This window comes from Lacihabitans sp. CCS-44, from assembly GCF_024343735.1.
In the GTDB taxonomy this organism is placed as follows: domain Bacteria; phylum Bacteroidota; class Bacteroidia; order Cytophagales; family Spirosomataceae; genus Leadbetterella.
Genome location: NZ_RJUE01000065.1, coordinates 1 through 26,144, shown reverse-complemented (window position 1 = coordinate 26,144; position 26,144 = coordinate 1). Strand labels below are relative to the sequence as shown.

Annotated in this window: 29 protein-coding genes; 13 read left to right on the top strand and 16 right to left on the bottom strand. The window is 37.1% G+C overall.

Annotated features, from left to right (window positions below; translation table 11 throughout):
- The 4 genes from EGI26_RS19970 to EGI26_RS19955 all read left to right on the top strand — a co-directional run.
- Window positions 1-832, top strand: an 832-nt coding sequence (locus EGI26_RS19970) for a complex I subunit 1 family protein (RefSeq protein WP_255080841.1), incomplete at its 5' end; no start/stop codon positions are given.
- A 12-nt stretch (window positions 833-844) separates the two neighbouring features.
- Window positions 845-1,396: an NADH-quinone oxidoreductase subunit I gene (locus EGI26_RS19965; RefSeq protein ID WP_255080840.1), complete on the top strand. Its 552-nt coding sequence runs from the start codon at window positions 845-847 to the stop codon at window positions 1,394-1,396.
- A 7-nt stretch (window positions 1,397-1,403) separates the two neighbouring features.
- Entirely contained in the window at window positions 1,404-1,949 is a 546-nt protein-coding gene (locus EGI26_RS19960) for an NADH-quinone oxidoreductase subunit J (RefSeq protein WP_255049795.1), read from the top strand.
- 205 nt (window positions 1,950-2,154) lie between these two features.
- A complete protein-coding gene (locus EGI26_RS19955) occupies window positions 2,155-2,673 on the top strand; it encodes a gamma carbonic anhydrase family protein (RefSeq protein WP_255080839.1) in 519 nt (172 codons plus the stop codon).
- Window positions 2,674-2,681: 8 nt separating this feature from the next.
- Here EGI26_RS19955 and EGI26_RS19950 read toward each other — a convergent pair whose 3' ends face one another.
- The 5 genes from EGI26_RS19950 to glgP form a co-directional block, all read right to left on the bottom strand.
- The gene (locus tag EGI26_RS19950) at window positions 2,682-3,383 is read right to left on the bottom strand and encodes a carboxypeptidase-like regulatory domain-containing protein (RefSeq protein ID WP_255080838.1); all 702 of its coding nucleotides are present in this window, start codon (window positions 3,381-3,383) and stop codon (window positions 2,682-2,684) included.
- Window positions 3,380-4,222, bottom strand: coding sequence for a phosphatidate cytidylyltransferase (locus EGI26_RS19945; RefSeq protein ID WP_255080837.1), 843 nt, complete (start codon window positions 4,220-4,222; stop codon window positions 3,380-3,382). Before EGI26_RS19945 ends, EGI26_RS19950 begins: the two co-directional genes overlap by 4 nt.
- Window positions 4,215-4,424, bottom strand: a complete 210-nt coding sequence (locus EGI26_RS19940; RefSeq protein ID WP_255080836.1) for a putative signal transducing protein — start codon at window positions 4,422-4,424, stop codon at window positions 4,215-4,217. Before EGI26_RS19940 ends, EGI26_RS19945 begins: the two co-directional genes overlap by 8 nt.
- Window position 4,425: 1 nt before the next feature.
- Window positions 4,426-5,007, bottom strand: coding sequence for a gliding motility lipoprotein GldD (gene gldD, locus EGI26_RS19935; RefSeq protein WP_255080835.1), 582 nt, complete (start codon window positions 5,005-5,007; stop codon window positions 4,426-4,428).
- A 158-nt stretch (window positions 5,008-5,165) separates the two neighbouring features.
- Entirely contained in the window at window positions 5,166-6,806 is a 1,641-nt protein-coding gene (glgP, locus tag EGI26_RS19930) for an alpha-glucan family phosphorylase (RefSeq protein WP_255080834.1), read from the bottom strand.
- Window positions 6,807-6,939: 133 nt separating this feature from the next.
- Between glgP and EGI26_RS19925 the strand changes: the two genes are divergently transcribed.
- Both EGI26_RS19925 and EGI26_RS19920 read left to right on the top strand, forming a co-directional pair.
- Window positions 6,940-8,808, top strand: a complete 1,869-nt coding sequence (locus tag EGI26_RS19925; RefSeq protein ID WP_255080833.1) for an ABC-F family ATP-binding cassette domain-containing protein — start codon at window positions 6,940-6,942, stop codon at window positions 8,806-8,808.
- A 103-nt stretch (window positions 8,809-8,911) separates the two neighbouring features.
- On the top strand, window positions 8,912-9,637 hold the full coding sequence (locus EGI26_RS19920; RefSeq protein ID WP_255080832.1) for a hypothetical protein: 726 nt from the start codon (window positions 8,912-8,914) through the stop codon (window positions 9,635-9,637).
- Between the two features lie 73 nt (window positions 9,638-9,710).
- Here the strand turns inward: EGI26_RS19920 and aroC are convergent, their stop codons facing one another.
- A complete protein-coding gene (gene aroC, locus EGI26_RS19915) occupies window positions 9,711-10,790 on the bottom strand; it encodes a chorismate synthase (RefSeq protein ID WP_255080831.1) in 1,080 nt (359 codons plus the stop codon).
- Window positions 10,790-12,139, bottom strand: coding sequence for a BatD family protein (locus tag EGI26_RS19910; protein ID WP_255080830.1), 1,350 nt, complete (start codon window positions 12,137-12,139; stop codon window positions 10,790-10,792). Before EGI26_RS19910 ends, aroC begins: the two co-directional genes overlap by 1 nt.
- Window positions 12,140-12,205: 66 nt before the next feature.
- On the opposite strand from EGI26_RS19910, the gene EGI26_RS19905 reads away from it, so the two are divergent.
- Window positions 12,206-13,210, top strand: a complete 1,005-nt coding sequence (locus EGI26_RS19905; protein WP_255080829.1) for a YCF48-related protein — start codon at window positions 12,206-12,208, stop codon at window positions 13,208-13,210.
- A 129-nt stretch (window positions 13,211-13,339) separates the two neighbouring features.
- On the opposite strand, the gene EGI26_RS19900 is transcribed toward EGI26_RS19905, so the two are convergent.
- The gene (locus EGI26_RS19900) at window positions 13,340-14,527 is read right to left on the bottom strand and encodes a phosphoglycerate kinase (RefSeq protein ID WP_255080828.1); all 1,188 of its coding nucleotides are present in this window, start codon (window positions 14,525-14,527) and stop codon (window positions 13,340-13,342) included.
- A 294-nt stretch (window positions 14,528-14,821) separates the two neighbouring features.
- On the opposite strand from EGI26_RS19900, the gene rpsF reads away from it, so the two are divergent.
- From rpsF to rplI, 3 genes are read left to right on the top strand one after another with little or no spacing between them, the layout of a single operon-like run.
- Window positions 14,822-15,181 carry a 30S ribosomal protein S6 gene (gene rpsF, locus EGI26_RS19895; RefSeq protein WP_255080827.1) on the top strand — a complete coding sequence of 120 codons (360 nt, stop codon included), beginning with the start codon at window positions 14,822-14,824 and terminating at the stop codon, window positions 15,179-15,181.
- Window positions 15,182-15,203: 22 nt separating this feature from the next.
- Entirely contained in the window at window positions 15,204-15,458 is a 255-nt protein-coding gene (rpsR, locus tag EGI26_RS19890) for a 30S ribosomal protein S18 (protein ID WP_255037457.1), read from the top strand.
- 56 nt (window positions 15,459-15,514) lie between these two features.
- Window positions 15,515-15,967, top strand: coding sequence for a 50S ribosomal protein L9 (gene rplI / locus EGI26_RS19885; RefSeq protein ID WP_255080826.1), 453 nt, complete (start codon window positions 15,515-15,517; stop codon window positions 15,965-15,967).
- Window positions 15,968-16,045: 78 nt separating this feature from the next.
- On the opposite strand, the gene EGI26_RS19880 is transcribed toward rplI, so the two are convergent.
- From EGI26_RS19880 to EGI26_RS19865, 4 genes are all read right to left on the bottom strand, one after another.
- Complete coding sequence (locus tag EGI26_RS19880; protein WP_255080825.1) at window positions 16,046-16,366, bottom strand: c-type cytochrome; 321 nt, start codon at window positions 16,364-16,366, stop codon at window positions 16,046-16,048.
- A 127-nt stretch (window positions 16,367-16,493) separates the two neighbouring features.
- On the bottom strand, window positions 16,494-18,134 hold the full coding sequence (locus tag EGI26_RS19875) for a VRR-NUC domain-containing protein (protein WP_255080824.1): 1,641 nt from the start codon (window positions 18,132-18,134) through the stop codon (window positions 16,494-16,496).
- Window position 18,135: 1 nt separating this feature from the next.
- Complete coding sequence (locus EGI26_RS19870; RefSeq protein WP_255080823.1) at window positions 18,136-18,900, bottom strand: MBL fold metallo-hydrolase; 765 nt, start codon at window positions 18,898-18,900, stop codon at window positions 18,136-18,138.
- Window positions 18,901-18,911: 11 nt separating this feature from the next.
- Window positions 18,912-19,292: a response regulator gene (locus tag EGI26_RS19865; RefSeq protein WP_255080822.1), complete on the bottom strand. Its 381-nt coding sequence runs from the start codon at window positions 19,290-19,292 to the stop codon at window positions 18,912-18,914.
- A 144-nt stretch (window positions 19,293-19,436) separates the two neighbouring features.
- Here EGI26_RS19865 and EGI26_RS19860 point away from each other — a divergent pair, with 144 nt between their 5' ends.
- Window positions 19,437-20,216, top strand: coding sequence for a UDP-2,3-diacylglucosamine diphosphatase (locus EGI26_RS19860; RefSeq protein ID WP_303626782.1), 780 nt, complete (start codon window positions 19,437-19,439; stop codon window positions 20,214-20,216).
- Here EGI26_RS19860 and EGI26_RS19855 read toward each other — a convergent pair.
- A complete protein-coding gene (locus EGI26_RS19855) occupies window positions 20,213-20,857 on the bottom strand; it encodes a DedA family protein (RefSeq protein ID WP_255080821.1) in 645 nt (214 codons plus the stop codon). The two genes, EGI26_RS19860 and EGI26_RS19855, sit on opposite strands and share 4 nt — an antisense overlap.
- Before the next feature lie 81 nt (window positions 20,858-20,938).
- Window positions 20,939-21,451 carry a phosphoribosyltransferase family protein gene (locus tag EGI26_RS19850; protein WP_255080820.1) on the bottom strand — a complete coding sequence of 171 codons (513 nt, stop codon included), beginning with the start codon at window positions 21,449-21,451 and terminating at the stop codon, window positions 20,939-20,941.
- A gap of 100 nt (window positions 21,452-21,551) precedes the next feature.
- Here EGI26_RS19850 and EGI26_RS19845 point away from each other — a divergent pair, with 100 nt between their 5' ends.
- Together EGI26_RS19845 and EGI26_RS19840 are read left to right on the top strand one after the other, a co-directional pair.
- Window positions 21,552-21,974, top strand: coding sequence for a DUF4783 domain-containing protein (locus tag EGI26_RS19845; RefSeq protein ID WP_255080819.1), 423 nt, complete (start codon window positions 21,552-21,554; stop codon window positions 21,972-21,974).
- A gap of 174 nt (window positions 21,975-22,148) precedes the next feature.
- A complete protein-coding gene (locus EGI26_RS19840; RefSeq protein ID WP_255080818.1) occupies window positions 22,149-22,574 on the top strand; it encodes a YcxB family protein in 426 nt (141 codons plus the stop codon).
- Between the two features lie 50 nt (window positions 22,575-22,624).
- On the opposite strand, the gene EGI26_RS19835 is transcribed toward EGI26_RS19840, so the two are convergent.
- Both EGI26_RS19835 and EGI26_RS19830 read right to left on the bottom strand, forming a co-directional pair.
- Window positions 22,625-22,810, bottom strand: a complete 186-nt coding sequence (locus tag EGI26_RS19835; protein ID WP_255080817.1) for a hypothetical protein — start codon at window positions 22,808-22,810, stop codon at window positions 22,625-22,627.
- Window positions 22,811-23,186: 376 nt separating this feature from the next.
- On the bottom strand, window positions 23,187-26,144 hold a 2,958-nt coding region (locus EGI26_RS19830; RefSeq protein WP_255080816.1), incomplete at its 5' end, for an Ig-like domain-containing protein.

Sequence of the window (26,144 nt, the reverse complement as noted above, 5' to 3'; positions counted from 1 at the left end):
CCAAAAAATAGATGTTCAAGGAATGGATGTTAATATCGGTATCTTGTGGATTTTTGGCATAGTTTCCTTAGGTGTTTATGGTATCTTAATCGGAGGCTGGGCTTCCAATAACAAATATTCACTCTATGGTGCCATAAGAGCGGCTTCTCAGACCATTTCTTATGAATTGGCGATGGGCATTTCTTTGCTAGCAATTATATTAATGACGGGTTCACTTTCTGTAAAATCGATAGTTCTTGGTCAGCATGGTATAGATTGGAACATATTCTATCAGCCAATGGGCTTTTTGTTATTTTTAACTTGCTCATTAGCAGAGTGTAATCGTACTCCTTTCGATTTACCAGAATCAGAAAATGAATTGGTGGCTGGATATCACACCGAATATGGTTCAATGAAAATGGGACTTTATCTGTTTTCAGAATACGTCAACATGTTTATATCTTCCGCGGTTTTAGCCAGCCTTTATTTAGGAGGTTTTAATTACCCGGGAATGGATTTTGTTTACAGCAAATTGGTAGGTTCTTTTGGTGAAGTTACTGGTCACAATTTAGCGACTGCATTAGGCACCCTAACCCTATTCTTGAAAATATTCTTCTTTATATTTTTATTTATGTGGATTCGTTGGACATTGCCACGTTTCAGATATGATCAATTGATGAATGTAGCTTGGAAATGGATGATGCCTGTTGCCATCGTAAATTTGATTATTACTGCCGCTGCGGAACTTTCTGGAAAACCTTTATTATATAATTGGGTGGGTCTGGCCATATTTGGAGTGATATATTTTGGATTATTTCCAATTTTTAAAAAGAAAACCGTTAGTGCTAATTAATAGAACACCAAAATGACATTAACAAATAGATCTAGAAAAACGGATAATTCAGAATTAAGTATTGTAGAGAATACTTATTTCCCAGGTATTTTTAAAGGAATGGGTGTTACCATCAAACACTTTTTCTCGAAAAAAGCTACGATAAGATATCCTGAACAAAAAAGATATTTGGGGCCAGTATTTAGAGGCCATCATATACTGAAAAGAGACGAGCAAGGTAGAGAAAGATGTACAGCTTGCGGACTCTGTGCTGTGGCTTGTCCTGCTGAGGCGATATCGATGGTTGCCGCTGAAAGAGTAAAAGGTGAGGAAAAACTTTACAGAGAGGAAAAATATGCAGCATCTTACGAAGTAAATATGTTGCGTTGTATTTTCTGCGGTCTTTGTGAGGAAGCTTGTCCCAAAGAAGCCGTTTATCTAAGACATGACAAGTTTGTTCCTGTTTTTACGTCAAGAGATCAGGTGATTTATGGCAAAGACCAATTGGTAGAAGACATGAGTGACAGATACCTACGAGATGCCTGGACTAAAGAAGACATGGCCAAACTTTGGATTAAACAATAAGGATTTTATGCAATATCTAGAACTGATAAAAAATTTAACTTTTGTTCAATGGACTTTTTATTTCTTGTCCATCATGAGCTTATTTGGTGCTTTGGGAACGATACTTTCTAAAAACCCAATCCACAGTGTAGTTTATTTGATTTTAACTTTCTTTACGCTTTCAGGTATTTATCTTTTGCTAAATGCACAGTTTCTGGCAGCAGTAAATATTATCGTATATGCGGGTGCCATTATGGTATTGTTCTTATTTGTTTTGATGTTTCTCAACCTCAAAAAAGAAAGCAACGAACTCAGCCAAAACTCGATGTTGATTTCGGCGGCTATTGCAGGTGGACTACTAGGTTTGATATTGATAGTGGCCATCAAAAAAGCTGAAACCATTAGAGTAAATTACAATGATTTCGATTCAAAAACTGGTTTAATAGAAACCCTCGGTAAAGTATTATTTAACAATTATATGCTGCCTTTTGAATTAGTTTCTGTTCTTTTCTTAGTGGCTATGTCAGGGGCAGTTTTATTGGCAAAGAGAGAGAAAGGAGATAGTCATTTTTAATTGGTTAATTGGTTAATTGGTTAATTGGTTAATTGGTTAATTGGTTAATTGGTTAATTGGTTAATTGGTTAATTGGTTAATTGGTTAATTGGTTAATTGGTTAATTGGTTAATGAAAACCGATTTTGGTTTTGAAAAGATTCATTTCTAGAAAAAATTCAATATACATTTGAGGTCATTTTTGACCTCTTTTTTTATTTACAATTATGGCACTTATTTTACCTGTTCTTGATAAAGTCCCTGTTTATGGAGACAACTGCTGGTTTGCACCAAATGCTACACTTGTGGGTGACATAACTATGGGCAAGGATTGCACAGTTTGGTTTAATGCCGTCGTGAGAGGCGATGTAAACGCCATAGTGATGGGTGATAGAGTAAATATCCAAGACGGAGCAGTGGTACATTGTACCTACCAAAAGACCAAAACTATCATTGGAAATAACGTAAGCATTGCCCACAACGCCATAGTTCATGGTTGCACCATAGAAGACGAAGTATTGATAGGAATGGGAGCTATAGTAATGGACGGAGCCATAATAGGAAAGAATTCAATAATAGGTGCCGGTGCAATAGTAACACAAAACACCAAAGTACCTCCTGGGACTGTTTGGGCTGGAAATCCTGCAAAATATATCAAAGATGTCAGCCCAGAACTGGGAGAGGTTTTTATGAGAACGGCGAATAATTATGTACTTTATTCTGGATGGTTTAAGGAAGAAGAATAGAAAAATTTCTAATTACTCCCTTTAAATATATTATCCCTCGTTCCTTTTTCCGTCGGAATATAGCTGCCTTTTTTCCAAGACTTGTCAGTGAGACTTCCGTTTTTGACTGACTTTATGAAATTGCTCCAGGCAAACACGTTGGTTAGCGGATTCTGAGTTACCTGTTTTTGACCCTGAAGGTGCATCAGTTGCTGATCCATAGCATAACGATAGTTACCCACGGATCCCATGGCTTGGTTGGCGGCCATACGTTTGATGTTTTCGGAACTATAATTTCTCTCTATAATATCACGCTCTTTGGCATTTGGCAGCTCCATTTCTAAGAAGGCCGTTTTGAATTCCTCCTCCGTTCTGAACGGATAAACTTTAACTTCTTTTAACATTTTAGCATCGATACTTAGCTCCACCACAGCCGAATAATCCAAACCAACATTCTTCGGGATAATGTGAAACTGCTTTCTAAAACCGAGATAAGAAAACAAAATAGAATCACCTGGAAAGACATCAATTATAAAATAGCCTTTTGAATTTGTAAAAACACCCCTTCCTGCTCTGTCGTTTATAACGTAGGCACCAGGCAAAGGCTCATCATTGCTGCCATCAATCACAAAACCAGAAAAGGTGACAAACTTCTTTTCACCCTGTGCATTTGCCTGATAACCAATGGATACCGTTACTAAAAAGAACACTGTACTTAATAAATATTTCAATTCAATCGGGCGTAAAATTTTATAAATGTAAGAATAAATGGCATAGAGAGCAACAGCCCGTCGAAACGATCTAGAAAACCTCCATGGCCTGGAATCAGGCTACCGGAATCTTTGATTGCAATGCTTCTTTTAAACAAAGACTCCACCAAATCACCCAATGTACCTGTGGTGGCTATAATAGCTGCAATACACAGCCATTGGGCCATTGAGAGGGTTTCTGTGAACTTCCAATAAAGAAACGAGGCCAGTAAGGCTATTATTGCTCCACCAAAAAAGCCTTCCCAAGTTTTCTTAGGAGAAATTCTCTCAAAAAGTTTACGCTTTCCAAACAACCTACCCGCCAAATAAGCTCCGGAGTCATTGGACCACAATATTACAAATACCCCAATAACCAAAAGAGGTTGAAAGCTACCTTTCCAAAAAGCGAGTTCGTTGAGAAGGGCAAAAGGAAGTGCCACATATATAATTCCTAAAAATGTATATCCGAGGTTTACAAATGGCTTTGGGTCTTTCTTCTTATACAGTTTTATAAAAAAGGTAAACGTAAGCATAGGAACCATGATATAATAATTCTCAAAATCTATGGTATAGGTTTCTATGAAATAGGTGAGCGAGATTATTACTGCACCACAAAAAGTTCCATATATTTTTAATGGAAGACCACCAGACATTCCCAAAAGTTTATAAAACTCGTATTGTGTTAATACAGTAATTGCCAAAATCAATAGCCAAAAGCTAGTTGGGCTATACATAATCCCGAAAATAATAAGCGGAGCACCAATAAGTGCTGCGACTATTCTCTGAGTAAGATTTGATCTATCTCGTAATTTCTTAATCATCAATTCTAAAATCGTTAATTATTATCTCTGCCAGGGCCTTTTGAGACTCTTGCACTTTTATTTCTATAATACCCAAAACAGGATAGTTATGATCGACCTTGTCAAGTATAACTGATTCAATATTATTATTTTCAAGCTCATTTTTTAAAAGTTCTGCTCGCATCCTATCTTTTTCTTTGAAAATCGTCACCCAATTCGCCATTTTACTTATTCCATTTTAAGGTTTCCAAAATCCTTCTACTATCCGCCTTTAGATAGTCTACAACTGGCATGAGCGAGTCGTTCAGCGTGGCGGCATTGAGATAAACCGCCCCACGCAAAAAATGCTTGGACGTATCGGTGGCATAAAACTGAAAATGACTCGGTACTTCTCCTTCTATTTCTATAACTACTGCTTTTTTTCCATTTCTGAGTTGTAGCACTTGCTCTCTTTGGGCTGTAGCTCTTACTTGGTGCTTGGAGGCCAATTTATAAGCATCCGAAACGTGCTTATCTAATTTTGCCAAATCGCCATTTAAAGGTTTGTAAGTAAACTGAATTTTGGCATTTAAAGTCGGATATTCTACCAAGATCCAGTAGGGCTCCGCGTCTTTGGTTTTATCTGGTGTAATGATGGCAGATGTAGAATATTCAAAACTGAATGGATAATTACCTTTTAAGGTTTGATATTCTTGCTTGGGTAGTTCTATTCTCTCAAAACCCTTCGGTTTAGGGTAATAAACCGCCGTTTTATTGCCACAACCTAAAGTAAAGACCAATGAAACTAAAATTAGAAAACTTTTCATTTAAGAAAATAGGGTAAATGACAAAGATAGCTTTTTTTTGGATAAAAAAGGAAACCAATACGTCACACAATCTTGTTTTTAGGAAATTTATCTCTAAAAAATCTCCAAAAACCATAACGAATAAACCTCGACAATATATCGAGGTTTATGATTTTCAATTAAGCATTATACAATTTCATGTAATATTCGTCGGCCATTCGATCAGAATCAAAAAACTCATTTACGTCATTCATGCTTTTAAGCACCATTGCATTCCATTTTTTGGGATGTTCATAATACTTCGGAATAATCTCATTTTCAATTATATCCAGTATATTATTCATGTCTGTTTTGTCTCTCAAATAGCCATCCGAACCATCAGCTACAGGCACAATAAACGAGTTCGTTTCATCAGAAAACTCACAAACCCAACCGTCGTAAGTGGACAAATTGATTGCTCCATTCATTGCTGCAGTCATTCCTGAGGTACCAGAGGCCTCCCTTGTAACTACAGGATTATTTAACCAGACATCTGTACCGTCTTTCAACATCTTGGAAAGTTTCAACTCATAACTGGTTAATACGGCCATATTCTTGTACAAATGACTCATATAATACAACTTATTGAAAGTGTCAATTGCACCAAAATCAAAAGGATAAGGTTTCCCTGCCCAAATGATTTGCACTTTTCCGCTTGAAATCAACTTTTCAAATCGCTCCAAATCTTTGGTTATAAGCTCTGGCCTTTTATACCCAGCAAAACGCCTCGCCCAGACAATAGTTAATACATTTGGATCAAAAATCTTACCCACCTGGTCTGCAACTTCATTGAAAAGCACGGACTTCAGTTCTTTTTTTCGCTCATTTATTTGATCAACTTTCCCCTTCAATCTACTGGTTTCCAAAACACTATCAACCCAGTAAGTACGGTTTTGTGCGTTTGTTATGTGGTCTATCTTACAAATGCCATCCTCATGACCCCACATATCACGCGATACTTCCCCATGAAGTTTAGAAACTGCGTTGGCTTTTTTTACAACCCTTAATGCAGCCAAAGAATGGTTAAAGATGTCATTTTTTACTCCCGAAATCTGAGCCACCTCAACGGAATTTAAGCCACAGAAAAAGCCAAGATTCTGAAGAAACGAAAAACTATGTTTCTCATTTCCAGCTTCTTCTGGCGTATGTGTAGTAAATCTTAACTTCTCCTTAAGTTTATTTAAGTCACTGTGCTGGCTAAGCAAATAATACACTGATGATATGGCATGGGCTTCGTTAAAATGATAAATTTCAGGCACTAAATTAGCTTTATCTAAAAATTTGGCTCCTCCGATACCCAGAAGCATACATTGAGCTACTTTTATTTCAGCGTCTTTGTCGTACAAATGATACGAAATTGACCTCGCCCACTCATCATTACCGTCGGTATCGGTAGTCAAGAAAAACATCGGGGCACAATTGAAAACATTGGAAGGGAGATAATAAGTAGCCACCCAAACGTCTCTGCCTTTGATGCTTATCTGAAACCGCACACCAGTGTCTTCCAGAAAACTGTACATCTGCTCCCTAAAAAAAACACGAAGGCTGTTGTCTGTATTTCGTTGTTGCTCATAGTAGCCATATTTCCACAAAATGCCAACACCCATCAGGTTTTGATTGAGTGCGAATGCACTTCTCATGTGCGACCCTGCCAAATACCCCAAACCTCCAGAATAGGTTTTCAAAGCCTGGTCGATGCCAAATTCCATAGAAAAATAAGCAACCGATTTACTGTACTTTTTGTCAAATTTTAAGGGAAAAATTTCTTTTTTATTTATCATATTTTTTATAAAGTATTTACTCGCAAATTAATCAAAAATGGCCAAAAGAGTAGTTTATGACTAAAAATTAGAATAAAAATGCTATCCATTTAGTAATTCTCTCAGTTTCGGCAGTTATTCGCTAACTTGCAGCATGAATTATTTATCAGCAGAAAACTTAGGCCGAAATCTCGGCGAAAGATGGTTATTTAAGAGTCTATCATTTGGAGTGCTTCAGGGAGAAAAGGTGGCATTGATTGGTACAAACGGTTGTGGGAAGTCTTCACTAATGGATGTAATAGCGGGCTTAATTCCAGCTGACGAAGGCGTGATGAGCATCAGGAAAGAAATCAAAGTTGGGTACTTAAACCAAAACCCAAATTTCTCCAAAACCAGTACAGTTTTAGAAACTATTTTTGCTTCGAAAAACCCAATTGCCGAAGCCATAAAAAACTACGAACACGCCATTGAACACAATGATTACGACGGCATTTCAAAATACACAGAACTCATAACCGAGCTAGACGGCTGGGACTATGAATCAAAAGTCAAGCAGATTTTGGGCAAGCTGGATGTACATGACCTCGACAAACTGATGGGTGAGTTATCTGGTGGACAACAAAAACGTGTAACTCTGGCCAAAGTACTGATAGAAGAACCTGATTTTTTGATACTTGATGAGCCTACCAACCATTTGGACTTGGATACTATAGAGTGGCTAGAAAATCATTTGTCTTCAAGCAATACTACTTTGTTTTTAGTTACGCATGATAGATATTTTCTGGATAAAGTGTGCAACAGAATCATGGAATTGGTGGATTCAAAAATGCATAGGTATGTAGGCAACTACGCTTATTTTTTGGAGAAAAAAGCTGAACGAGCTGAAATAGAGGCCGTAACACTCGAAAAAGACAAAAGCTTATTAAAGAAGGAACTCGAATGGATGCGTCGACAACCAAAGGCTCGTACACACAAAGCAACTTACAGAGAAAATGCTTTTTATGAATTAAAAGAAAAAACCTCCGGTAAACGCAATGAAGACAAACTTGAACTCAGTGTAAAATCGGAGCGAATAGGCAATAAAATAATTGAAATTCAGCACGTTAGCAAGTCTTTCAAAGACAAGGTAATTGTAAAAGAGTTTAACTATACCTTCAAAAAAGGTGATAGAATAGGCATTGTCGGCAAAAACGGAATGGGGAAATCTACCCTACTAGGAATGATAAATGGGGAAATAAAACCTGACATAGGCAAAGTAGTAAAAGGCGAAACCATAAGAATAGGATACTACAAGCAAGACGGTTTGGTGTTTGACCCAGAACAAAAAGTCATAGAAAACGTAAGAGAAGTGGCCGAGTTTATAAAAATGGGTGATGGTAGAGAAATCAGTGCATCTGCATTTTTGACGCTATTCTTGTTTCCACCAGCTACCCAGTACGCTCAAATTTCGAAACTTTCGGGAGGTGAAAAGCGAAGATTGCAACTTTTGAAAGTATTGATAGAAAATCCTAACTTCTTGATACTAGATGAGCCGACCAACGATCTCGACATAGCAACTTTGAATGTTCTTGAGGAATTTCTAATGGGTTATGGAGGTTGCCTTTTGGTGGTTTCGCATGATAGATATTTCTTAGATAGAATCGTTGACCATACCTTTGCTTTCGAAGGCGACGGTGTTATAAAAGACTTCCCGGGCAACTATACTGACTACAGAATCTGGCAAGAAGAAAACGCCAAGCAGCAGAAAAAAGATAGAGACAATAAACCAGCGGTGGTTGAAGTTGCAGAAGTAAAAGAGACTGCACCTAAACGCAAACTGAGTTTCAAAGAAAAAACAGAATTTGATACGCTTGAGAAAGAAATCAGTGTTTTGGAAAATCTAAAAATTGAGCTGACAGAAAAGCTCTCATTGGGTAGTTTACCTTTTGACGAAATAGCCGATATTTCTAAAAAATTGGAAGATACAGTGAATGATTTAGAAGAAAAAGAACTGAGGTGGTTGGAGTTGAGCGAGATGGGGTGAGGTTTTGTTGCTAGAGTGAATTACTGTTTATTCGATTGTCCAATAAAAATAGTGGTGCGTTTTTTGTAATATCTATTAATAGAAATACAAATTAAACTATACCATGCAAAAATTCAGATTCCTCTGCTCGGCTATACCCTTTGCAATTATTTTTCTAGGTTGTGTAAATGAAAAGTACATTTCCTCAGACTTCAGAAAGTCCAATAACAATTTAAATATTGGAATAATAAGACCTGCATCGAAAGTAGACTTCATTGAAGAAAAGAACGAATTTCAAGTTGATGACAATTTATCAGAAAAAGCGGCTGAAATAGTGTTCCATTCTATCACAGAAATGGCTGGGTATCAAAAAAGCAAAGAGGAGATTTTAGTAGATTTCACAACTTTAGATGCTATATATAAAGAATTATTCAACCTTGAAAATTTATTAGTCCAGGCTCCATCACGTAAGGATCGGAATAGACTAATTAAGTCCTACAATTTATCTGAAACCATACTTAATGTAATTGAAGAAAACAAAGTAGATCAGTTGATTATTGCATACCAATTAGGATTTACTAGAACCAAACCTAATTATAGAACTCAAATAGCTAAAGGTTTTGGAGTCGGTATATTAACCCTTGGTGTGTATACCCCGCTGCCTATAAAGTCTAGTTCAAAAATATTTGCTTGGACCATAGATACCAAAACAAAAAAAATCATATTTCACAACAAGAATCTGTTGTATATAGAACCTTTGAATTCTAAAGAAATTTCAAATCAAATATGCGATGTATTTGAAGGATTTTATACTTATAAGTCACAAAATGGTAGTTGTTTCCATTACTGAAAGGTTCTTATTGATTCAGACCCAAACCTATTATTTTTATTGATTTTAAAACAATGAAGTTTAATGCTAACCCTTACAACCGATTCACCCTAGCTCTCAACATAGCATCAACCAAAACCAAAGCAGACATAGCGTCTACAATAGGCACTGCTCTTGGCAGTACGCAAGGATCGTGGCGGCCTTTCCCAGAAACCGTAACTGCCTCACCAGCAGCATTCACGCTATCTTGGTCAATCATAATAGTGGCAACTGGCTTAAAAGCTACACGAAAATAAATGTCTTCTCCGTTTGAAATTCCTCCTTGAATACCTCCTGAGTGATTGGTTTTGGTTTTTACTTTTCCGTTATCATCTGTGTAGAAAGCATCATTGTGCTGCGAGCCCAACAATTCTACCCCATCAAAACCACTTCCATATTCAAAGCCTTTCACGGCATTGATGCTTAACATGGCTTTGCCTAATTCAGCGTGCAATTTATCAAAAACTGGCTCTCCCCAGCCCGCAGGAACGTTTTTTATAACTCCAGTAATAACTCCACCTATAGAGTCTCCGTCTTTACGAACTTGATCGATATAATTAAACATCTTCTCGGCCATTTCGGCATCAGGACATCTTACAGCGTTGTCATCTATTTTACTCAAATCCAGTTCTTGGTAAGATTTATTGAGTTTCATGGCTCCGACCTGCGATACGTACGAATAAATCTCGATTCCATGGTAGTTAAGCACCATTTTGGCCAACGCACCAGCCGCTACTCTTGCAGCGGTTTCACGAGCTGAACTACGTCCTCCGCCACGGTAATCCCTTACGCCGTATTTGGTAGAATAAGTAAAATCGGCATGCGACGGACGGAATTTGTCTGCAATGTGAGCGTAGTCTTTGCTTTTTTGATCTTCATTGAAAATAACCAACGCTATCGGCGTGCCTGTAGTTTTACCTTCAAAAACTCCCGAGAGAACCTCAAAACTGTCGGCCTCTTTTCTTTGTGTCGTAATTCTAGACTGACCTGGTTTTCTTCTGTCTAATTCATTCTGAATCGATAATTCGTCAAAATCCACTCCAGCCGGGCAACCATCTACCACTACGCCAATAGCTCTTCCATGTGACTCTCCGAAAGTCGAAATCTTAAATATTTTTCCGTAAGTACTGCTCATCAACCTTTGTTTTTGCTTTTCAAAATATAGAGATACACCAATATCATCAAACCAACCACAAAATTGGCGAAAACTTTGGCTATTTCTCTGAAATTATACGATTTTTCGTCCGTTTTTAAATTTTCTATATCGCTATAAATATCTTTTTTCACCTCCTTATTATCGAAAAAAGATTTCCCCGACACCACCACTTTCTTGCTCGATTTCAAGGTGTCGTATTGGGCTTTTTGGGTATTAAAATAAATTAAATTGAAATAGTTTGACATCTCAAATTCTCCAGATTCTTTTGGTATAATCTTATAAAACACTGATTTACTGCCAGTAGGACTTCCAAGCGTTTGCCTAGAAACCACATTGCTTTCAAAAAAATCAAATTGTTTATTATTGCTTACCTTAGGAACATTTACTCCGCCAAAATTACCTTCCCCCTCCACAGTTAGCCTATATTCAAAGCTATTTCCTGTAATTTGTTTATTCGGATCTTTGAGTTGTTCTTGAAACCGAAACACTCCCACGGGTACCTTTTCTTTCAATGGGTGATCAGGCAAACTTTCAACCACTATGGTTTGCCCTTTAGACTTAAGCGTCATGTCAACAAACGCTCCACCCTTTTGCTTTTGCATGGTGAGCGTAAGCGACGGAAAAACAACGTCCTTATCATTTAAAGGATAATACACCGCCTCATAGAGATTGTAAACAGTAAATGATTCACCTTTGATTAATATTTTTTTACCTGCCAGGTTAGAAATATCAAATCGACTTTCAAGGCAATCGTTGGGTTTAATTTTCTTTGCAAATTGCTCTACTTGCGTTCCAATATTGTTCGGAAATTGCAACTGAGTAGTGGTTTTGTCTGACAAATAAAAGTTAATATTCAAAACCAAACCCTCTCCTACAAACACCTTCTTTTTGGATATCTCTACCACAAAATCAACCTGTTCTATCTCAAAATCCTTTACAGCTTGAGATTCTTCCTTTTTTAAAACAGTTATTTGTTTGGCTTCTACAGCAATCGGTTTTTGATTGACCAAAACTTCAAATGCTGGAATCGTAACTTTACCAAAAACCTCGGGGGTGTACATTTGAGAAATCTGATGCTGATCCTCTCTCCTTTTATTGATTCTAACCTGACTATGTTTTATGGCTCGATTCTCTTTCTTAAAACCCTTGATATCAGGAAAATCTCCAACCAAATACGTGGAGCCTACTACAAAAACATTTATTTCCAACTTTCCGTCGGGCTGAATTTCATCAGACGTAATTTCTACTCTTGGCGATGGAATTTGGCCAAAAACACCACAGAGAGCAAAAATTAACAGAAAAAAACTGCAAGTAAAGGTTTTCAACATACTGCAAAATTAACAAAAGCTGCCATAATTTTCTTTAATTTGTAAAATAGATACAAACTAAAACTTATGCGATTATTATCTTTTTTACTACTAACGCTTACCTTTTCAGCCCATGCTCAGTGGAAAACACAGACAATCGAAAGCAAGGCTTCATTTAGAGCCATTGATAGATTAAACAAGGACACCGTTTGGCTGTCGGGTAGCAAAGGCAGTATAATGAAAAGCAATGACGGAGGCGAAACCTGGAAAAATGTTTGCCCCGAAGCATACAAAAACTTTGATTTCAGAGGAATAGCTGTGCTTAATAGTAAGGAAGCCATAGCCATGAGTGCCGGAGATGGCTCCGAAGGAAAAGCGTTTTGTATCAAAACCACAGATGGTGGCCAAACATGGAAAGTAATCTTGGAAAAGAAGGAAAAGGGTGTATTTTTTGATACTATAAAATTTCAAAATTCGAAGATAGGATTCATTTTGGGTGATGCGATAGACTCCAAACCCTATCTTTTGCAAACACTAAACGGTGGCCAAACTTGGGAAAGAGTACAAAACCTACCCGATATTTTGGTTGGTGAAGCTTCATTTGCTGCCAGTAATTCGTGTATTTCGATACTTAGAAATGAGGTTTGGTTTAATACACAAAACAGAATTTTTCATTCTAAAAACTCCGGAAAAACTTGGGAGGTATTGGAGACACCATTTGAAACCGCCCAAAGTCGAGGAATTTTTGGCACATTCTTCTTCAATAAAAACTTGGGATTGATAGTTGGCGGAGATTATACAGACGATAAAAATCCTACCTTACAATATGCCTACTCACACGACAAGGGTAAACTCTGGAAAACCAACCAAGAATTCTACAGAAATGGCCTTACAGAGTGTATTTCTACCATTTCGACAAATCGATTTATCAGTGTTGGTACCATAGGAACTGCAATTTCGCTGGACAATGGACAAAATTGGCGAGCTACCGACAAGGACTCGTTTCATGTAGTAAGTTGTAAAGATAAAAAGTGTATTGCGGCAGGAGGAAATGGAAAAATTGGGATTTGGCACTTCGGCTCCTCTCAGTGACCGAATTTCCGCTCCGCTCAGTGACCACAACTCGGCTTCCTTTAAGATTTAAATTTCTTTTCCTAAATTTTTGGCACAAAAAAAGGGAAACCGAAGCTTCCCTTTTCAATATATAAAAAACCTAAAGTCTTAGTCTAAAGCAGCAACTCCTGGCAATACTTTTCCTTCCATGTACTCTAGCAATGCACCGCCGCCAGTTGAAACATAAGAAACTCTATCGCCCATGCCCGCGTTGTTTATAGCCGAAGCAGAATCTCCGCCGCCTATCAATGAGAAAGCATTGTTTTGTTCTGTGGCAGCAACAACAGCCTCTGCAATGGCGTTGGTACCTGTTGCAAAATTCGGAAATTCAAAAACACCCATCGGGCCATTCCATAAGATTGTTTTAGAGTTTTTGATGGTCTCAATAAACAATTCTATACTCTTCGGTCCGATATCCAAACCTTCCCATCCGTCAGGAATAAGGCCAGTGTCAACTGTTTGCCTGTTGGCATCGTTGCTAAAATCATCTGCACAAACATTGTCCAGCGGCATAATGATATTTACACCCTTTTCTTTGGCTTTTTTCAATATTTCCAGAGCCAATTCTTGCTTATCAGCTTCCAAAAGCGACTTCCCGATTTTTCCACCTAAGGCTTTTGTAAAAGTGTAAGTCATCCCACCGCCAATAATGAGATTATCAACAGTATCTAAAAGTCTCTCTATGATTAATATTTTGTCCGAAATTTTAGCACCTCCCATAATGGCCGTGAAAGGCTTTTCGGCACTTTCAAGTATATGCTGAGCATTGTCAATTTCTGCTTGCATTACTTTCCCACAGATTTTATCTGTAAAAAACTGACCTATAACAGCTGTAGATGCATGTGCACGGTGAGCCGTACCAAAAGCGTCATTTACCCAAACATCGCCTAATTTTGATAATTTCTCCGCAAAAGCTACATCTCCTTTTTCTTCTTCTTTGTAGAATCTCAAGTTTTCAAGCAATAAAACTTCGCCTGCTTTGAGCTCTGCTGCTAAATCTGTGGCTTGTTGACCAATGCAATCGTCCGCAAATTTTACAGGTACACCTAAAATTAGGGAAAGTGGGGCAACTAAATGCTTGAGAGAGTATTTCTCAGTTGGGCCATCTTTTGGTCTGCCTAGGTGCGACATTAAGATACATGAGCCTCCGTCATTCAATATTTTTTTTATGGTAGGGATAGTGGCCTTGATACGAGTATCATCGGTAATTTCAAGTCTGTCGTTTAACGGAACGTTGAAATCTACTCTTATCAGAGCTTTTCTGTCTGAAAAATCAAAAGAATCTACAGTTTTCATTGATTTATTTTAAATTAATAATCAGTATAAATACAATTACAAAGTTAAAATTTCTGTGTATCTCAAAAATTTTAATCACTCATAAAATGTCAATTAGGGAAAATAAAATAAATAAAATCCAAAAAAATAGGGAATAATTTATAGAATAAAAATAATTTGGGCTTCCATCCTTACCAAAAAATAAGAAACTTTAAATATTACGAGTCAATAATTTGACTTTCAATAATAAAGCTGTAATTTTGCAGTCCGATTTTCGGAAATAAAAATTTTTTATTAATTATTTTTTTAAGTAAAATGTTTCAAAACCAGTACGAAACAGTGTTCATTTTAACTCCCGTTTTATCTGAAGCCCAGATAAAGGACGCTGTAGACAAATTCAAGTCAGTATTAACTGATAATGGTGCTGAGATCCTCAACGATGAAGTATGGGGTCTAAAAAAATTGGCTTATCCAATTCAGCATAAAACCACGGGCTACTATCAGTTGTTTGAATTTAAAGCGGCACCTACATTGGTTGCCACGCTAGAAACCGAGTACAAACGTGACGAACGTATAATGCGTTTTTTTACTACTAAACTCGACAAACATGCTGCTGCTTATTCAGCACGTCGTAAAAGTGGTGCTTCAAAAACCAAAGCTCCAGTAACAGAGTAAGAAATTTAAAAACATTAACATTATGTCATTAGTTAACGAAAAAGTCGAAAGAAAAGAGCTTAATCGCAAAAAGTATTGTAGATTCAAAAAAATGGGGATCAAGTATGTTGATTACAAAGACCCTAACTTCCTTTTGAAGTTTTTGAACGAGCAAGGTAAGATTCTTCCAAGAAGATTGACTGGTAACAGCCTAAAATTCCAGAGAAGAGTATCAACAGCTATCAAACGTGCTCGTCACTTGGCGTTGTTGCCTTACGTAGCTGACGGTCTTAAATAGGACTCAAAACAACAAAGTAAGATTGTAATCATCTTAATGAATTAATTTAATTTAAAATGGAAATAATATTAAAAACAGATATTGCTGGTTTAGGTTACAAAAATGATACCCTAGACGTAAAACCAGGTTATGGTCGCAATTATTTGATCCCTCAAGGATACGCTCTTTTGGCAACCCCGTCAAACAAAAAAATATTGGCTGAAAACCTTAAGCAAGCAGCTCACAAAGCTGAAAAACTTAAGTCTGACGCTGAAGCAATTGCTGAACAAATCGGTGATTCAGTATTTATAATTACCATGAAAACTGGCGAAAGTGGCAGAATTTTCGGTAGAGTTACAAGTATTCAAATATCTGACGCATTGGCTCTTAAAGGAATCAATATCGACAGAAAAAAGATAACAATAGAAGACATCAAATTTGTAGGAACCTACAAAGCGATTGTGGACTTGCACAAAGAAGTTAAGAAAGAAGTTTCTGTAAGCGTTGTAGCTGAAGAAGTTGAGGCTTAATTGATTTAGAATATCTCATAAGAACGAAAAAAGGATTGCCTCGGCAATCCTTTTTTTATGTCCTTAAACTTACTAAAATTACTTTAAACCAGCAATCCAAGTAGCCATTTTCAATGCCTCGTCTTTAGGCACTTGAGACATGGCAGCCATCGGTGGGTAACCAGGCCAGTTGCCCGGCTTCGGCTTGTAAATCAAGTCCACGATTTGCTTGGCAGTATATTTCTTCTGCTTCATAACTTCTTTATATGCAGGACCTACCAGTTTATTGTCAGGATTATGACAAGCCAAACACGTATTTTTGGTCAACAATTTCTGAATATCTGGTGGAATTTTGGTTTGGGCTTTGGCCGCTGTCATCAAACCCAATACTAAGGCCATAGACAAAAGTGATTTTTTCATTTTCTATTTTGAAATTCAAGAATTAAACATATCAAAAACTGTTGTAAAGGTAAACTTTTTTTAATTTCATTTGCAAAAAATCTACTGTTAATGTCGTGTTAAATGGTTTTTGGTCGAAAATTTAGAATTAATCAAATTTAACTCTAAGCACTTTGGCATTTACGCCCAGTTCTTTAAAATACCTCAACCAAAACAATTGTTGGTTGCTAAGTGTATCGTTTGGTGACTTTATCTCCACAAACTCATAATGATTTTCAGACCAAACCAGCAAGTCGGGTAATCCTCGGGAGTTTTCTACAAGATTTTCGGCAATTTTTACCATTATTTTTTTCAATTGCCCTAACTCTATATGCAAAACCATCACTCGCACCATTTCCCAAATTTCTTCCAGCCAAACCACAAATGGATTGGCTAGCCCTTCATTTTTTTGAAAATTGTCCCAGAGATGCACCAAGAAATCGTCTTTGTCGTCAAAAGAATCTAACAAATTATGAATCTGCTCTTTACGTTTTTCATAAAACTCAGGCAAGTGTAAATCGGACGGCCGCCTTTGAAAAGGATGATGAAACGAAACCAAGCTCGGGTCAAAGATTATTTCCCAAAAAAGTAAACCAAAAAGTGTCCGCCAGGTGTGATTTTCTGAAAAACCAGCTGAAAAACCTAACTCCAAGTAATACTCAATACTTCCAAACTCCACTTGGTTGCGGTACATTCTGTCTATGGTTATTTCGTCAGCTGTTTTTAACCAATCCGTGGTCTGTTTTTTGTTTTTCTTTCCTTCTAAAATCTTCAAAAAATACTCCGCAAAATACTCTTCATCCACATTTTGTGGGAATTCTAGCATCTCACTACAAGTAACTTTCGCTTCTTCTATGTAACCCAACTTCGCCAAACAACGTGCCTTACGTTCACGAGAAGGCACAATTTGAGTTTCATTAAAGACCTCAATGGCTGCTTGATAATTTTTTCTTTGTTCAAAATACTTACCAATCCGGAGTTGTAGTTTTTGAAAAGAAGGCAAAGCAATAGGACTCAGATCTTGGCAAGTTTGATAGAGATTACTGTACCAATCCAATATCTCTGAGTCCGAAGATTCGTTTTTGAGACTATCAAAAACCACAAATTGCTCCGAAACCATCCATTTATCCTCAGCATCTTTACGGGTTTCAAACCGGGCAACGAGGTCATCGTCAGAATGTTGATAATATTGTACCAAGCCCATATCTCTAAGCACAAACTCCGTCATGTCCATAGATTTGTTGCCAAAGAACAAAAACCTTAAAAACGAAACTTCTTGCTCGAAGTTCATTTTCACGATTGATTGATGAGCATTTATTTCCTGAAAAATCTCGGCAACCTCAAATTCACTTTTAACAAAGTCAACGAGCACTTCCCGTTTTTCGTTTTTCAAGTTTTTTAGTTCAAAAATTGATACCAAATCGGCCTTGGTTAGTACAGAGAGAATCTCCCCAAGCCAAAGCTTATGCTCTTCAAAATCTAATGAAGTAATAAAACCTTGTTTTTTTAATAAATCTACCTGATCCGGAATTTCTCCCAACTCGTCATATTTCAGGCCCTCGGTTTTAAAAAACAAACCTTTGCGATTGGTAAACCGAATAAAAAGGCATTGGGCATCTTCAGGCAGAGAATAATATTTTCGAAGAAACCTCCACTCCTGCTCTATCAGCAAGGTTTTGTACTTGTCTTTTACAAAACTGAGTAAATATTCAAAATTGGTATGATAATATTTGGGAGGAAGTTCTACCATTTCAAAGCGAAAATGATAGGCCGTCGTAAGCCAATGAAATATTGATTGGCAGGTCTTTCTCTACTTCTCTGTGCAGACCTAACTTGTGGCTGATATGCGTAAAATATGTTTTCTCGGCACCTATTTTCTCCGACAATTCGATGGCTTCCTTTAGATTAAAATGCGAAATGTGCGGTTCTCGCTGAAGGGCATTTAAAACCAACACTTTGCTGCCGTAAACCTTGGAAAGCTCTTCTTCAGAAATATAATTGGCGTCGGTGATATACGTAAAATCACCAATCCTGAAACCCAAAACGGTTAACTTGTGGTGTAAAACTTGTATAGGTGTAAAAGTCAAACCTGCGATGTCAAAAGGTTCGGTGTCTATTTCGTTGCAAGTAATTATCGGAACTCCGGGATAGGGCTTTTCGGAAAAGGCATAGAAATACTCCATTTTGAGTTGCTCCAAAACTCTTGCATGGGCATAAATGGGGCAATTTTTAATTCCTGAAAGATAATTGAAAGGCCTCACGTCATCTAGACCTCCAGTGTGGTCTTTGTGTTCGTGTGTAAAAACCAATGCCTCAAGACTTTGCAAGTTTTCACGGAGAGCCTGCTGTCTAAAATCTGGCCCGGAGTCTATGATGATATTTTTGTCGTTGTGTTGGATGAGGACAGAGACTCTGAGTCTTTTGTCTCTAAAATCAAGGGATCTGCAAACTTCGCACTTACATGTAAGCACAGGCACGCCAGTAGATGTGCCTGTACCTAGGAATGTAATTTTCATTGCGATTGGTTTTACTTCTCCGTTAAACCCTTCACAACCAATACCAATTTATCAAAATTCAGAGGTTTCATCAAAACGTCGTTGAAGCCAGCTTCTTTGAACTCTTCTTCTGTGTAATTCCTCGCATTGCCAGTTATTGCCACTACCGGCACGCCAGACTTAGCGGCATCGCTCATGCCACGAATGGCCTTTACGCACTCCATACCGTCCATTACGGGCATGTTTATATCTAGCAACACAATGTCGAAGTTTTCTTTATCCAACAACTGCACCACCTGCTCACCATTTTTAACAGCTGTAATTTCAAAATTCTGAAATTCAAGAATTTTTTTTACTAGGTTTTGGATAACTGAGCTATCCTCTGCTATGAGAACTCTATTTGGAGTAGACATAATTTGAAAACGTTTTTTTGTTAAGCCGTAAATATAATTTAAAACAACAATGATTGAAAATAAACCTTGTGCATTTCACATTAAAAAGCAAAAAAATAGCATTTTAATATTTTTGAATATTATTTTTGAAGAAAAATACCGTTTTTGAAAGAAATAAATCTCCTGCCAAACAAGAAAATATACTTCGCCTCAGACTTCCATTTGGGAGCTCCCAATCATGAGAAAAGTTTGGTAAGAGAAAAAAAAATTTGTCAGTGGCTAGATGAAATCAAACACGACGCTCAGGTTATTTTTTTGGTAGGTGACTTGTTCGATTTTTGGTTTGAACACCGCCAAACCGTTCCAAAAGGTTATGTTCGTTTTTTTGGAAAACTGGCCGAATTGGTAGATTCTGGCATAGAACTGGTGGTTTTTACGGGCAACCATGACATGTGGATGAGGGATTATTTCATGCAAAGCTTTGGTGCTCCTACTTACAGAGAATCTCAAGAATACTTAATAAATGGCAAGCGTTTTCTGATAGGACACGGCGACGGACTTGGGCCTGGTGACTATGCTTATAAAGTTCTGAAGAAAGTCTTTGAAAACAAGATTTGTCGCTGGCTGTTTGGCAATATTTTGCATCCAGACCTGAGCCTAAAACTGGGCTATGCTTGGGCGAGTCATTCTTGGCAAAAACACGACAAAGAAAAAGACGTGTACGTTTTTGAATCCACAGATAAGGAAATTCTTTTTCAGTATTGTTTAGAAGAAGAAAAAACTATCCATCGCGATTTTTATATTTTTGGACACAGACACTACAAGTTTGACCTGCAGATAAACCAAAACAGTAGATATATCAACTTGGGTGATTGGATTTATTTTTATTCGTACGCATGTTTTGATGGAGAAAAACTGGACTTAATTGACTACAAAACGGCTTAATCTTCGTCGGGCAAATTCATCTCTTTGCGGGCATTGAAATAGCCTTTGATAACCGTAAAAGTGGTGATAGCCAAAAAGAACATGATGATATAATGTACGTAGTCAATCAGCCAAGGATATTTGATACCCAAATAGTAGCCGCTACCCACCAGCGTGATGGCCCATATAAAACCACCTATGATGTTATAGATTGTAAATCTAATAAAATTCATTGAAACTAAACCTGCCAATATAGGAGCAAAAGTCCTTACTATTGGCAAAAAGCGTGCAATTATTAGCGTTCTACTTCCGTATTTTTCGAAATATTTGCGGGTTTTGGTGATATATTTTTGTTTGAAAAATAATGAATCTTTTCTGTTCTGAATTTTATCTCCAAAAAACCTACCGGAAACATACCCTGTAAAAGAACCAGCGATAGCTGCAGCTACTATTCCAAAAAATAGCACGAATACTGAAACTTCGAGAAGACCTGTAGAAACAAATACTCCTGACAAAAAAAGCAGGTAGTCTCCAGGAAGAAAGAAGCCAAAGAAAAGTCCGTTTTCAATGTAGACAATAAGAATAATAGCCAATAAACCACCCGTCTGAATGATTTCTTCGGAGTTCATGATATAAGTAAAAAACGAGACTATCTCATCCACTAGATTTTGGGGATTTTTTGTAAATATAATTAGCCAGAAATTAAAGCAGCAACATTTCTGATAATTTTACTGTAAACTCTTTTAAAAAATATAAAGCCCTAGCTCATCATTGTTACTCAAAACCACCTTAACGTGTTCAGAAAGTGTAGTGGACAAACTATATCCTACGTAATCGGCCGATATTGGATATTTAGGGTAATTTCTATCAACTAAGGCGGCCACTTGCAATTTTTTGAGCGGAATAGACAAAAATGGCCTTAGGCAAAAGGCTAAGGTTTTTCCAGTATTTAATACATCATCAACAATAATTACTACTTTATGCTTGAAAGTATCTACATCACTCTCCAAGATTATATCTGGCTGATATTCAGCGGTTTTATCAAATATTATTTTTGCTATATTTATTTTTATACTGCTTATTTCTTTCAAATTCTGCTGCAATAATTGAGCAAAAAAGTATCCTTCACCGTCAATTCCCGCCAAAATTATTTCTTTCTCGTCAAAATTATTTTCAAAAATCTCATAAGCGATTCTTTTTACTTTCTGCAGTGTCCGGTCTTTGTCGAGTATTTTTGAATATTGTTCTTCTCCCATCTCAAATATAGTTATTCCATTTTGCCCACATTGGCATAATTTCTGTATTTATAATTATTACCAGAAAACAAATATAAAGCAAAACATGCACATTAGGATTATGAAGAATTTAATAGGAATAATTTTTATAGCTTTTTTATCGGGCTTCACATTGAAAAGCTCAGAACCTAAAAAACTAAATCTAAATGAGATTTCGAAAGTCATCAGTCAGTCGTTTAAAATAGGTAACTCAGACTTGCTTACTTCATGCCTCGACAAAGAGATAGAACTAATCATTGATGGCGACAAGATAGAGTTTCAAAACCTCCCATCATCACAAGCTAAACCTATTTTAAATTCTTTCTTTAAGAAAAACCCACCTTTATCTTTCAGTTATGTTTATCAAGGAGCCAGCAATTCTGCATTGAAATATTGCATAGGTAACTATAGAAGTAAAAACAGCGATTACTTGGTGTATATGCTAATAAAGAAAGACAAGAATGATAGATTTTTAGTAAACACATTGCAGTTAAAGAGAGATTAAGACTGTCGAAGAAACAGAAAGCACAAATTATCAAATATATTTAAGAGGTTCGGATGGCATCCGAGCCTTTTTTTTTATTTTTGCACAAAATAAAAAAAGTATTAGATGATTGTAAAAACAAAGAAATTCGCTCTAAATAAAAAGCTATATATAAAGAAAGCGTTTGCAAATCAAATGAAAACTAGTTGGAAATGGTTGCTTATACCTGCAGCTGTAGCTATTTTAGGACTTGGATTACATTTTTCGGGAATTTATAAAAACTGGTGGATATTGATCACCGCTATTGTCGGAGGGGGGCTTTATGTTTTATTTTGGTATGTTCAGTTTTATGCTGCCACCGAAATGGATCAAAACAAACAGATGTTTGAAAAGTTTGCTTATGAAATTGATAGCCGCCAAATAATGGTAAAAATAAATGCTAAGGAAGGCGGTATAGTTAAATGGGAGTCTATTTTATCTGCAGAAAAAGACAAATCTGGGTATTTTCTTCACATTGGTAGAGGGCAATTTTTGCATTTTGGATTTGAGGTCTTTAATGCAGAGCATGATCACAAACTTTTTGAATCAATTCTGAGAAGAAAGAATCTTTTAGAAGCATAGAAGAAGTTCACTTATTTTATAAAAAAAAGCATTATTTCTAATGCTTTTTTTTATAAATCAATTAGATAATCTATCATGGCCATATCTATGGCATGTTCTGCTGAGACACCTTCCATCAAATAATAAAGGCAAGACTTAATAAAGTTGAGTTCTTCATCATTATTAAAAACATCCTTACTCATTTCCAAAATTTTACTTACGTCTTCGGCTGGAATAAATACCTTTGGCTGTTGCATCAAAATAATTAGTTTTTTCCTTTTAAGCCGCAAAACAAATGCCAATCAATTTGCTTATCAGAAAACTTTTTAATTCTTAATTTTTTACTTCTTGAATTCTTCACACTTAGAATACAAATACCTAATTTATAGATAGTTGCACCCCTTCCTTTAAACCTAGTGAAATGGTGGATAGCTTTTTAGCTTGAAAACAATAAATTTGGCATGGAATAATTTTCTCAAAATTGGAAAAAAATGGACAAAAAAAAAACTAAAATCGGATAGTTTTTAAAACAATTCTATGTTTTTTGAGGAATGTCAAGTTTTGAAAACTATTGAAAAAGAAAGAGGGTCATCAATAAATGATGACCCTCAACTCTTAATATGAAATGTTAAACTATCTTGTTTTTCTGATTGTAATCGGTAAACAAATCTCAACAGGACATGGACAGTTCTCTTGAACTACAATTGGACAACAGCTGCCATTAGGGCATAAACTTCCGTTCACAATAACAGTATATGAGCCTCCTTGTCCCGCTATGTATGTAGGTAAAGTAGCTCCTGAAATAGCCGTTCCGTTTCTGTACCATTGATAGCTTGTGTAGCCAAGGGACGTAGTTAGTTCTGCAGTTTCAGCCTTAGATGTACAGATTGATATCGGAACACTTATACAAGCTCTTGCTATATCGTCTTCTGTGGTAATCCTATCACCAGGATTTGAATCTAAATCGGTTCTCGATAATGAATCCACCCAAGATTCCACACAAGTAAGGCCTCCAATATTAGTTAATATTCTCAATTGGAAGGTTAGTGTTGCTGTATCGCCTGCTGCAAGGCTTATGCCAGACCATCTTGATGTACTTATATTAAACGACCCTTCTGTGGCTATTTGTGAAACAAGTTCAAAATTCACTCCCAAACTGTCTTTAACTACAACATCTACAAAGCCAGCATTTGAATCTTCTCTAAATACTTTAACCTGATAAATAACCGTATCTCCCACAACTCTTTCACAGTTACCAATTATTGTACCTGTAAGTTTAACGTCTACGTCTGAAGCAAGTGGCAAAAGTAATCTTGTTGGGTTACTTCCACCTGGCATCCCTGGGTCTCCATTGTCTGAAGTATCAGTAAGGGCTACTGCGTTTGATGAAGTACCACTAACTGTAGCTGAGTTTAAAACTTCTCCCGCAAGTATATCTGAAGCTGTAAGATAGTACATTCTTGATGCAACAGCCGTACCACCCGGGGCTAAAGCTGATGGCGAAACCGGAATAGGAGTTGGAGAAATTTTAGTATCCGTAATAGTAATTCCAGTTACCGGTACATTACCAGTATTTATAACAGTAAAATCATACTGTATAGAATCTCCAGCCACTCCAGAACCCATCAAAGTGTTAGTCTTGATTAATTCTAATGAGGGACTAAATTGATATTGAATAGTTACCAAAGCTGTATCGCTTAAGCCTGTTGATTTCTCTATCAGACTATAAATCAATGGCGTCGGGTTTGCATAGTTACCAACGGCCGGAGTAAAGGTCAAATTACCATTTGATGGATTATATACATAATTACCTTCGCCAGGAACCAAGAGTGAGGTTTGGATTCCCGTTGCTGTTGGCTCTAAATCAACATCAACCATTGGACTTGTGGCGTTGCTCATGTTTGACAGAAAATCATTCAAAAGTAAATTAATAACTGTAGATGTTTGCGGCTGATTAACCAAGTCTGCATCACTATTAGCAATTGGAGGTATTCCGTATTGAACGCTAATTGCGGCAGTGTCTATCAGCCCAGTCATTGCTTCTGTAAGAATGTAACTGATTACTGTAGGGTCATTTACAAAACCTATCTCTGGATCAAATGTTATTTCTCCAGTGGTGGAGTTATAAGACCAAATACCTTCTCCTGAAACTACAAGTGAATCTTGATCGCCTGCAGTTGTTAAATCAATGTCAACAAAAACTTCAGCAGCTGTCGCTAAAGCCCCGTTAGATAAACTATCATTTGAAACTATATCAAAAGTTGCATTAACACCAGGTTGATTCAGAATGCTAGTGTCATTCATTGCAACAATTGGTAAAAGATAAGTCATCGTTATAGTGGCCTGATCAGTAAAGCCAGTTGTCAACTCAATTAAGTTATAATTAACAGGAGTTGGATTACCTACGAAACCATTGTCTGGTATAAATGTAACAATACCTGTGCTAAGATTATACTGATAAGTTCCTTGCCCGTTTATTGTCAAAATATGCTCTACAGAAGGTGTAAGCGGATTCAAGTCAATACTTGCATTAGTGGTATTGGCTATAAAACCAGTGCTCAAAGTGTCATTTGAAAGAGCATTAACTACAGCAACCACACCAGGAAGGTTATTCAAATCCTCATCATTTATAGCATTAGGAAATCCTGCATATGTTATTGAAATAGAAGCCGTATCTTTTAGTCCTGTATTGTTCTCAATCAATACATAATTAATTGGAGCTGGATTACTACTCATGGCTAATTCAGGAACGAACGTTACTTCCCCGTTTGAGCTGTTATAAGTGTAAGTACCCTCTCCCCCAACTACTAAAGTATTTTCTATTCCGGGCGTAGAAGGATTTAAATCAATTGAAGCATTTAATGTTGTAGCTAAACTACCTGTAGCTAATGTATCATTTGATAAAACATTAACAACACTATTTGTTCCAAAAGCGTTATATAAATCAGCATCATCCAAAGCCACAGGCGGAATTCCTATTATAGGAATACTTATTGTCGCATCCGTTGCATCTTCTGCTCCGTTGTTGTCTATCGCTGTGAACGTAAAGGTATCGGTGCCATTCGCTGTGCCTGTTGGGTCATACGTTAGTGTGGCTACCTGAGCTGGTGTCAATACTTGACCTGCTGTAACAGCTACTCCACCTACATACAAGGTTCCCAATGTTGGTAAGGTCTCTATTCTATAGTTCGCAATCGTTCCATCTGTATCTGTTGCGGTCAAGGCATTGATGGCCGTTTGACCTGCCGTTGATGCTATCGCCGCATTGCTGTCGTTGTTCGCTACTGGAGGATTGTTGCTCACTGGAATACTTATTGTCGCATCCGTTGCATCTTCTGCTCCGTTGTTGTCTATCGCTGTGAACGTAAAGGTATCGGTGCCATTCGCTGTGCCTGTTGGGTCATACGTTAGTGTGGCTACCTGAGCTGGTGTCAATACTTGACCTGCTGTAACAGCTACTCCACCTACATACAAGGTTCCCAATGTTGGTAAGGTCTCTATTCTGTAGTTCGCAATCGTTCCATCTGTATCTGTTGCGGTCAAGGCATTGATGGCCGTTTGACCTGCCGTTGATGCTATCGCCGCATTGCT